General features: G+C 42.7%; 9 protein-coding genes. 2 read left to right on the plus strand and 7 right to left on the minus strand.

What is annotated here, in order from left to right; all coding sequences use genetic code 11:
- Positions 1-14: 14 nt before the first annotated feature.
- The 6 genes from AC3A54_RS16595 to AC3A54_RS16620 all read right to left on the minus strand — a co-directional run bounded on the left by AC3A54_RS16595 (position 15) and on the right by AC3A54_RS16620 (position 5,958).
- Positions 15-953 carry an MTP-1 family protein gene (locus AC3A54_RS16595; protein ID WP_335548443.1) on the minus strand — a complete coding sequence of 313 codons (939 nt, stop codon included), beginning with the start codon at positions 951-953 and terminating at the stop codon, positions 15-17.
- Positions 953-2,536: a glycoside hydrolase family 13 protein gene (locus AC3A54_RS16600; protein WP_487655299.1), complete on the minus strand. Its 1,584-nt coding sequence runs from the start codon at positions 2,534-2,536 to the stop codon at positions 953-955. Before AC3A54_RS16600 ends, AC3A54_RS16595 begins: the two co-directional genes overlap by 1 nt.
- Positions 2,537-2,743: 207 nt before the next feature.
- On the minus strand, positions 2,744-2,917 hold the full coding sequence (locus tag AC3A54_RS16605; protein WP_487655300.1) for a hypothetical protein: 174 nt from the start codon (positions 2,915-2,917) through the stop codon (positions 2,744-2,746).
- A gap of 20 nt (positions 2,918-2,937) precedes the next feature.
- Positions 2,938-3,768 carry a carbohydrate ABC transporter permease gene (locus tag AC3A54_RS16610; RefSeq protein ID WP_335548441.1) on the minus strand — a complete coding sequence of 277 codons (831 nt, stop codon included), beginning with the start codon at positions 3,766-3,768 and terminating at the stop codon, positions 2,938-2,940.
- Positions 3,755-4,633, minus strand: coding sequence for a carbohydrate ABC transporter permease (locus tag AC3A54_RS16615; RefSeq protein ID WP_335548440.1), 879 nt, complete (start codon positions 4,631-4,633; stop codon positions 3,755-3,757). Before AC3A54_RS16615 ends, AC3A54_RS16610 begins: the two co-directional genes overlap by 14 nt.
- Positions 4,633-5,958 carry an extracellular solute-binding protein gene (locus tag AC3A54_RS16620; RefSeq protein ID WP_487655301.1) on the minus strand — a complete coding sequence of 442 codons (1,326 nt, stop codon included), beginning with the start codon at positions 5,956-5,958 and terminating at the stop codon, positions 4,633-4,635. Before AC3A54_RS16620 ends, AC3A54_RS16615 begins: the two co-directional genes overlap by 1 nt.
- A 432-nt stretch (positions 5,959-6,390) precedes the next feature.
- Here AC3A54_RS16620 and AC3A54_RS16625 point away from each other — a divergent pair, with 432 nt between their 5' ends.
- Positions 6,391-7,419 (plus strand): LacI family DNA-binding transcriptional regulator, encoded by a 1,029-nt coding sequence (locus AC3A54_RS16625; protein ID WP_487655302.1) that lies wholly within the window; start codon positions 6,391-6,393, stop codon positions 7,417-7,419.
- 76 nt (positions 7,420-7,495) lie between these two features.
- On the plus strand, positions 7,496-9,229 hold the full coding sequence (locus AC3A54_RS16630; protein WP_487655303.1) for a phospho-sugar mutase: 1,734 nt from the start codon (positions 7,496-7,498) through the stop codon (positions 9,227-9,229).
- Positions 9,230-9,272: 43 nt separating this feature from the next.
- Here AC3A54_RS16630 and AC3A54_RS16635 read toward each other — a convergent pair whose 3' ends face one another.
- A complete protein-coding gene (locus AC3A54_RS16635) occupies positions 9,273-9,446 on the minus strand; it encodes a hypothetical protein (RefSeq protein WP_487655304.1) in 174 nt (57 codons plus the stop codon).
- Between the last annotated feature and the right edge of the window lie 795 nt (positions 9,447-10,241).

Raw genomic sequence — 10,241 nt, forward strand, 5'->3', positions numbered from 1 at the left:
GTTATAGTCTCCTCTTAACCTTCGTATTGTAAAAACGGATCAATAATCGTGATTTTTTGCGCTTCTGCATCGCTGATTCCGGCATACATATCCGCCGTTCCATCAGATTTGCGAACAAGACCGCCGCTGAATACCACATCAATTAAGTCGGGACGCTTTGCTGGTCCAGGAAGAAAATGACTTCTTGTCGCGATTAACTCGATATCAGAGATGTCACCTGTTTCTGGGTTTAAGGCAAACACCATGGGATAGTAGTGACGATTTCCTTCTTCATCAAAAGAAGCAATGTGTCCTAACACACCGACAAGTCCGTTGGCGAGAAGATGCGGTTCGTTCGCTCCGCCCCACTGCTCGTCAATAAACTGGTCTTCTAATAAAGGTGCCTGCTCCACTACTTCAATCGTTAACTCGTCAAGAGATGCAATGCGTGTCCAGCCAATTTTTCCACGGCCGCCCTTTTCCCCTTGAGGTCTCGTTAACACGCCAATGCTTCCGTCCTTTAACTCGACCAAGCGAAGGTCCTTCATGCCGTCTGGTCCTTTAGCGAACTCCTTCAGACTTGCAATGTTGGCGCCTTTGTAAAAAACGGTTCTCCAGCCGAGGGCCCCTTTATTAATGGGGTGCGGGAAAATTTGAACGCCGCCCAAGACGAGTTCCCCTGCAATTTTTGTAAAAAAAGGATCCTGTAATTCCAAGACAGGTGCGCCTTCACGCGGCACCCACTGCCCTTCTCGCTCAACGAAAAAATGCACATTCGAGTGCTCGCTGTCACGTGACTCAACGCGCCCTGCAATGACAAGCTCCCCTTCATCCTCAAACGGCGCCGAAATGTTATACACATCGTTTTCGCCTACTCCTGTAAAGATAATTTTTTTAGGATTCACAGGTGTTTTCGCAAACTCCTCCACCAGCTGTTCACATGTTTTGACATTCCCTTTTGTTAAAACGGTCATTACTTGAGATCCTCCTTTATAATCAAGGCTTCGTTGCCCAAAATTCTTTTTCCATCAAGAGTGGTTCGTTTGTTAGACAGCATCAAAGTGCCAGCTGACCCATCAAGTGTTTTCGGTTCATCCGTAAAGTTCAGCGCCACAAGAATTCGTTCTGATTCATCTTTTCTGATGAACGTCATCATTCCATCTTCGTACCGTAAAGATTCATAGGCTCCCAAGGTTAAAGCTCTATGTTCCTTGCGCAGCTTCAGCAAGCTTTTATAAAAAGAAAGCATCGATTCCGGTGCGTGCAGCTGATCTTCTACATTTATGAGTGCCGCATGGTTCGGAACGGTAATCCATGGTTTCTGCTCAGAAAAGCCGACGTATTCGCTCTCATCCCATTGCATCGGTGTCCGTGATTTGTCACGTGATTTGTCATTCGCGATGACAATCGCTTCCTCATGGGACTTGCCTGCCTCCAATGCCAGCTTATAGCCCATGATTCCTTGAACATCCTTCATTTTCGCGATGTCATCGGTGATCCAGTCGCGCATCCCAATTTCATCACCGAAATAGATGAACGGCACCCCTCTTGCGGTAAGCTTCAAGGTTGCAATCAGCTTCGCACGGTCCTCATCGCCGCCAAATCGTGAAATAAAGCGCGACATATCATGGCTGCCGAAGAACAACGTCGGCACCTGCGTTTCATTGTAGGCTGCCTCCGTGTCCGCGAGCTGCTGATACAACCTCTCCGGATTAAACTCCGCAATACTTCCAATATTAAAATTAAATACGACATCTAATTTTCCAAGACCAGAATACTGCTTGAGGATGTCGAGGTCCTCTGACCCCACTTCGCCCACAAGGAATTTATCAGGATACTGATGAACAAAGGCTGCAATCTCCTCGATAATGCTCAAGATTCCTTCTTGGTCTTTATCGTATACATGCTCTTGTTCCTGTTTTGATGCATCATACGGATTGTCCACGAACTGATTATTTATTTTTAAAAAGTTGATGACATCGAGACGGAAGCCATCGACCCCTTTTTCAAGCCAGAACTTCATGACATCGAACATGGCCGCTTTCACTTCTGGATTGGCCCAGTTGAGGTCGACCTGTTCCTTAGCAAACGCATGGTAGTAATATTGCTCGGTCGCCTCATCGTACTCCCAGGCGGTGCCGCCGAAGAACGACTCCCAGTTGTTCGGCTCATCTTGCCAAATGTACCAATTGCGCTTCGGATGGTCCTTTGATGACTTCGATTCCTGAAACCATTGATGCGCTGAAGAGGTATGGTTGAGAACCAAATCGGCGATGACCTTGATGCCACGGTTATGAGCTTCTTTTATAAAAAACTCAAACTCCTCCATCGTTCCGTACGCCGGGTCGATGCTCACGTAATCCGAAATGTCATAGCCGTTATCCACCTTTGGCGATGGATAAAACGGCGTGAGCCACAGGCCATCAATTCCTAGGTCTTTTAAATAGTCGAGTTTGGAAGTGATGCCGGCGAAATCTCCCATCCCATCGCCATTTCCGTCCTTAAAGCTCGGCATATAGATTTCATAAAAAGTCGACTGCTGCCACCATTTCACCATTTGATTGGACTCCTCACCTTTGAAGACTTTCAGACTGATCTTTGCATTGTTTTTTAACTGAATTTGCGTTTGCAATACGGGATTCCGCCAGTATTGTGATCTATTCCGCCAACTTGGTACGGTATTCCGCTAGTTTTGGCATTTATTCCGCCAACTTGGTACGGTATTCCGCCAGTTTTGGCATCTATTCCGCCAACTGGACAGAATTCAGCCGTTTTTCGGATTTATTCCGCCAACTTGGTACGGTATTCCGCTAGTTTTGGCATTTATTCCGCCAACTTGTTCATGGATTCCGCCAGTTTTAACATTTATTCCGCCAACTTCTTCGTTTATTCCGCCGACTTGGGCCAGAATTCCGCCAAAGCCACAAATCCAGGCCACTAGCACCCTAGTCCAAACAATTATTTAAGTGTAAACTGCATTCCTTCTTGGAATTTTTTCGCAAACAGTAAGAAAATGATAATAATCGGCATCGTTAGTAACACGGATGCTGCATACATCGGGCCTGGATAGCCGCCGTACGGACCGAACATTTGTGAAAGCAACACGTTCAGTGTCAGCATGTTGTCGCTCTTCGCCACTAACATATCCCATAAAAGCTCTGTCCAACGTTCCATGAACAAGAACAAGAAAATAACCGTCGTAATCGACTTCGACATCGGTAACACGATTTTGAACATAATCTGCAACTCGCTCGCCCCATCTAGCTTGGCTGCTTCAATAAACGTATCTGGGATTGCTTTAAAGAAGTTCGTATACATAAACACCGCCCATAAGCTGAGTGCTTTTGGCAAAATCATGCCCCAATACGAGTCATACATGCCAATTCGTTGAATGACCAAGAACGTTGGGATTAACAAGATGATGGCCGGGAAAAACATTTGGAACAAAATCACGTTGTTAATCGTGTCTCTTCCTTTGAAAGGAATTTTTGCTAATGCATAGGCCACCATGACCCCAGTAACCATCATTAAGAAAGTCGACCCGGCCGACACAAGAAAACTGTTAAAGAAAGCACTCACCCAAGGTCTTGGAATGACCGCTTCTCCTCCGCCAAGAAGCCACTCATACGATTTCAAGCTAAACTGTGTGGGAATGAGCTTTTTATCAACTTGATCCCAATCAGCAAAAGAATTCAACACCATATAAATGTATGGAAAAATCATGACTAGTAAGAGAACGATCGCAAGTAGGTAACGAAACCATACTCCCTTTTTCTTAGCTCCATCCATTTCGTTTCCCCCACATTTCTAGAAGTTTTCGAATGATAAAAATTGAAATAAACGTGACAACAGAAGCAATAATCGCTATCGCAGAAGCATATCCTGCCTGAAGATTAGAGAATGCTCGTGTGAAAATCTCCATTTGCCAAGTATTCGTTGCAAAGTTTGGTCCACCGCCTGTTAACTGGTACACCTCTGTGAAAATACCGAACGTCACACCGATCGATAAAATTAGAACAGTAAACAATGCCGGATAAAGAAGCGGGAAGGTAATTTTCCAAAAGCGCTGCCAACCTGTCACTCCATCGATACTAGCTGCTTCGTATACTTCCTTATCAATGCTTTCAAAGCCTGATGTTAAAATAAGCGCATAGTAGCCAGTGAATTTCCAAGCGATAATGACTGCAACCGTAAACAGGGCCGCAAACGGACTACCAAGCCAGTCAATATCTAAACCTAAAGACCCTCGTAAAAATTCATTCACCGGACTGTTATACGATAAAAGTCCTTTTATAATTAGCGAAGAAACAACCCCTGATGCTAAGTAAGGGAGGAAAAAGCCAATTAAGAATATCCCTTTGAATTTCGGTAATCCTTGAACGATCAAGGCCACGATAATCGATGACGCAATCACCAATGGGACAAACACTGCCATAAACTTAAATGATACGAAGAAGGCCGATTGCACTCCTGGACTTTTAAAAGCCTCCGTATAATTTTCCAATCCTACGAAACTGAACGTAGGCGCAATTAAGTTCCAATCAGTAAAAGAAAGAAATAATGACCACACCAGCGGTATTAGAAAGAAAACAATGGCGTATAAAAGATAAGGACTGGCAAATAGCCAGCCCAACCTTCCTTGTTTCGTGCTCATTACTTAAGAGCCCCCTCAATAGCCTTCTGCATATCCTTCCATGCAGTTTTTGGATCTTTTTCACCCTTTACTACTGGATTGAATGCCTGTTGGCCAATTAATGTTTGAATATCATTGTATTTAGCGTTATCCATTGAAGGAATCCCGTTTGGAACAGCGGCTGCATATGGCTGTAATGCTGGGTTTTTATCAAAGAACGCTTTGAACGCATCATTAGATGTTAAATCATCACGAGCAGGTGGTAAGCTTGTCTTTTCAAGCCATTTCACATCATTGTCAGGGCTAGCATACACCCACTTGATAAATTCCATTGCTGCTTTTTGTTGTTCTTTCGTTGCAGAAGCGTATACGACTAAACCTTTTGTATCAGCGAACGTCTTCGCATTAGCTGGGTCCATATCATCTGGAACTGGCGGTAATGCTAATGTATAAGTTTCGTTAAACTTCATATCTGGGAATTTGTCTGCCCAGTATGGAATAGTCCAAGGACCAATGTCAGTGAAGATTCCTAATCCACTTTCAAATGGATCTTTTGCTTGCTTCGGAAGTAACGCATTCTCTTTACGAAGACCATCAACGAATGAAAGAACTTGTTCGCCTGCTTTTGCTTCGCCAGTGAATTTTGTTCCTTCCACAAACTTGTTACCGTTTGATGCTGCATCGTAAAGCATGAAGAAGTCAAACCATCTCTTCCAAGCAGTTGGGTCAGCTAAGTCCGCTTTTGCCCAAACATATTTGTCAGGATATTTTTCTTTTAATTTCTTAGCAATAGCTAACATTTCGCTGTAGGTTTTTGGTGCTTCATTAAAGCCAAGCTCTTTTAAGATATCGAGTCTCCAACCAAATAACATCGCGTTAGAGTAGATTGGTAATACATATTGATGGCCGTCTGCGAATTCCCAGCCCTTCATTGTATTTTCCATCTTACGGCTTTCAGTTACTTCCTTCCATCCATCTAATTCATCCAGTGGGACAAGCGCTTTACTATCTGCTAATTGCGCCGCGAACCCACGGTTAATGTTTTCAGATAATGTTGGAGCGCTTCCACCAGCGATCGCTGATTGGATGCTTGCCTCTGATGTTGGGCTTTCCTTCATCGGACTAACATTCACTTTGATTTTAGGATTTTCTTTTGTGAATTCTTCCGCTACTTCCTTCCAATATACTTGCTGCGTTGGGTTTGGAGCGGCCCAGAATTCAATCGTTGTTACTCCATCTTTTGATCCTGCTGTTTTTGAGTCCTTGTTGCCTGTTGAACAGCCAGCAAGGCCGGAAACAGTCAGTGATGCTGCAAATAAGATCGATGCTACTTTTTTTATTTTCATCCTAAATTCCTCCAATTATTAATATCTTGTCTTAATTTGAAGAAGTTAAAAACATAATTACGAATCTATGAAAAATAAAGTATGATAACGCTATCATTGTTCTGCAAAAAAATTTACAATGAACATGTAATCATTTGTCATGGAAGGTCAGTCTTGCCGTAACCCCTCATTCCCTTTAAATGATTTCATCATTACAAAACTAGCAAATTACCTAAATTGTAATGTTGTCATTAACGTTACAAGAACATTATTACACTGTAAAACTGTAATGTCAAACATTATTTCGTGAAAATTTACATATCCAATACAAAATTTACCTTACACACTACGTAAAGCTCTATTGCAATAATAATGTTGTAACGTTACAATAAAGTTACAACAAATGACAAATTAAAGATAACGTAAAGTTACTATATAAAGGGAGAATGTTTTATGGAAAGAAAGGTATCGATGCAAGATATAGCCGATCGGCTAAACATATCGAAAAACTCGGTGTCTCAAGCTCTTTCGGGGAAACCAGGTGTAAGTGAGGAAACAAGACAGCAGGTTCAAAAGGTAGCCGATGAATTAGGGTATCAATATGCAGGCAGCCGTAAGCAGAAGCAACCCGAACACACCACTGGACCCAAAAACATCGCACTGATTGCTTCCGATTTTGCTTTTTCACTTGTCAGCTTCTTTGGAGAAATTTACTTAAGTGTGGAAAAAGAAGTCAGAGACCGTGGCATGAATTTGTTCATTGAATCGATAAATAGTGAATCAAAGGAGAAGTTAATTTTACCAAGCCTGCTCTCTAACCATCAAATCGACGGCATCCTGATTTTATCTCATATCAGTACAGATTATATCGCAAAAGTAATTGATACCGGCATTCCAACGGTTCTTATTGACCATCATGAACCAAGCTTGCAGGCCGATGCAATTTTAACTAACAATCGGTTCGGTGCGTTCTCAGCAATTGAACATTTAATCCAACTAGGCCATCAAGAGATCGGCTTTGTCGGTGATGTACATTTTTCACCGAGCTATCAAGAACGATTAGATGGGTATTTACTTGCGCTTAGAAATTACGGGTTGGAGCCGAAGCATGAGTTCATTTTTACAAATGCTCAAGAAGATTTAGGGGAATTAAATCAGTATTTTGAAGCGCTGGATACGAAGCCTAGTGCCTGGTTCTGTGTGAACGATGGCCATGGTTTCCTGATTACTTCCTTATTACAACAAAAAGGCTACAAGGTTCCTGAGGATGTGTCGGTTTGTAACTTTGATAACGGCCAGTTATCACAAATTGCCACGCCAAAAATTACGACCATGGACATTGATTTAAAGTACTTTGGTAAAAAAGCGGTGGAGCAGCTTTGGTGGCGAATTCACCATAGGGATGAGCCGATTCAGGAAATCCTCCTTCCGACAAAATTGCTAGTGAGAGATTCGACTGCAAAATTCCATAATATTGGATAAATCCACAAATACACCTTGTCCAAATTCCGGACAGGGTTTATTCTTAAAAGAGGAAAAAAAGAAGGAGAGATGGCTTTTGAATTGGACACAACATGCAGATAAATGGTTCTCTTTTTCAGAATTAGAAAAAGATCTAAATGACAAGTTAGTAGAAATTAAGGATAACTTAGGTCTGTTAGAGGATAGCTTTTATAAACACCTTGAATTCGGTACAGGCGGGATGCGCGGTGAGCTTGGACCTGGAACTAACCGTTTAAATACCTACACGATCCGCAGAGCTGCAGAAGGTCTTGCTCAATATATCGTGGAACAGGGCGAAGACGCCAAACAACGCGGAATCGTCATTGCCTACGATTCTCGTCACAAATCTCCAGAGTTTGCTTTGGAAGTAGCAAAAACAGTTGGAAAGCACGGCGTGAAGGCGTATGTATTTGATGCGCTTCGTCCAACACCGGTCCTTTCCTATGCTGTTCGTTACCTACATGCGTTTTCCGGCGCTGTCATTACAGCGAGCCATAACCCACCGGAATATAACGGCTTTAAAGTGTACGGCGAAGACGGCGGGCAACTTCCTCCTGAAGCAGCCGATACGATTATCCGCTATGTCAACCTGGTTGAAAACGAGTTAGCTGTTGAAGTGGCCGAGGAGCAAGAATTGCTTGCAAGTGGATTACTAACATATGTGGGTGAAGAAATTGACAACGCCTATGTCGAGCAGTTAAAAACGCTTCAGTTGAACCCTGAAATCGTCGCTAGTGTGGCAAAGGAATTGAAAGTTGTTTTTACTCCATTACACGGTACGGGGAACAAGCCCGTTCGTGCCGGTCTGAAGGCATTCGGTTTTGAAAACGTAACCGTGGTGGCGGAACAAGAACTTCCTAATGCCAACTTCTCAACCGTGAAATCGCCCAATCCGGAGGAGCATGCGGCCTTTGAATTAGCGATTAAGGTAGGCGACGAAATCGGTGCGGACGTATTGATGGCAACAGATCCGGATGCAGACCGTTTAGGTGTAGCTGTGAAAAATAGTGCCGGTGAATATACGGTCCTAACCGGTAACCAGTTGGGTGCCCTTATGCTTGAGTATTTGTTATCGCAAAAACAATCGCAAGGAACATTGCCTGCAAATGGCGTCGTGATTAAAACAATCGTTACTTCTGAAATCGGTCGTGCGATTGCCGAGCATTACGGTATTCAAGCGATGGATACACTGACTGGCTTTAAATTCATCGGTGAAAAAATCAATGAATTCGAGCAAACCGGCGAGCATACCTTCCTATTCGGTTACGAAGAAAGCTATGGCTATTTGATCGGCGATTTCGTTCGTGATAAGGATGCCGTTCAATCAGCCATTTTTGCAGCAGAGGTAGCAGCTTATTATAAATCTAAAGGCATGACCATGTTCGAAGGTTTGCTGGCGATTTTTGAAAAATACGGTTTCTATCAGGAATCACTTCAGTCCATTACGTTAAAAGGAAAAAATGGGGCTGAACAGATTGCTAGCTTAATGGAGACATTTAGAGCGGAAAGAATGAGTGAAGTGGCTGGAATTGAAGTTGCGGCGATTGAGGATTATGCTACTTCTATCCGAGTGGCTGATGGTGCAGAAAGCCAGATTGACCTCCCTCGTTCGAACGTGTTGAAGTACCACTTAGCAGATGGGTCTTGGTTCTGCTTACGTCCTTCAGGCACGGAGCCAAAGGCAAAGTTCTACTTTGCGGTGAAAGGTGCGTCTTTAGAGGATAGCCAGATGAAATTGTCTTCCATTCAAACAGCGGTTATGAATAGAGTTCAGGAAATTGTAGGATAACTAGTTTGATGAGCCCTTGTCTATTTTTGTAGGCAGGGCTTTTTTAATGGAATAAAACCTCATACAGCGCTAAAGCCACGCTTCCCAAACCAATGCAAATAACAAATAAGATGACGTCCCGTTTTTCTTTTTGCGCCATGTTCTTCTTATTAAGCTGTTCCCGGTAAATTTGCTGGGCTCTTTCTTGCTTAAAAGCAATGTGGTCTAATTGCCTCATGATTTTCACACCCCTAAATAGGTCTTTATTATTATGACGATTCTACCGGGGTAATGGTTACAGATGGTGTGGAAAGTTTTGGTTCTACGGGACATGTTCAGGCGTTAATTTAATTTGGTCGGAGGTGACCTGGGTAGGCTAGAATTTCATTACTACAGGCTCCTTCAGTGGTCTGTTTGCTATTTACTTAGTCTATAAAAAGTCTACTTCTACTTTTTCTCTAATTTTCGTTGCTGAAAGTAGACGTAGACCCTTTCTACTTCTATTTTTCTTTAATTTTTGTTGTTGAAAGTAGACGTAGACTCCTTCTACTTCTATTTTTCTCTAATTTTTGTTGCTGAAAGTAGACGTAGATCATTTCTACTTCTATTTATCTCTAATTTTTGTTGTTGAAAGTAGACGTAGACCCCTTCTACTTCTATTTTTCTCTAATTTTTGTTGCTGAAAGTAGACGTAGACCCTTTCTACTTCTACTTTTCTCTAATTTTTGTTGCTGAAAGTGGACGTAGGCAGTCAAGTCCATTTAATTGTGTAAAAGTGTCAACAATGTTTTCGCTTGTAAAAAAAGAATGAGTATAGTGAACTACAATTATTTCGAATTTACATTGAGGGGCGGGCATGATAGCCTGGAGGGCAAGCCAGGTGTTGTTAGACGCCTGGCTTCCTGGCGTGACATCATGCCCGCGGAGGCTCGATGTCAATTCGAAATTAGGCCATTCCCCCCCCGCTTAGATAGAGTGTTATCTTTCATTTGTTTTCTTGAGGTATGGAACATTATGTTTATTCCAATCTTCC

This window comes from Neobacillus sp. Soil_C_43 (assembly GCF_057656715.1).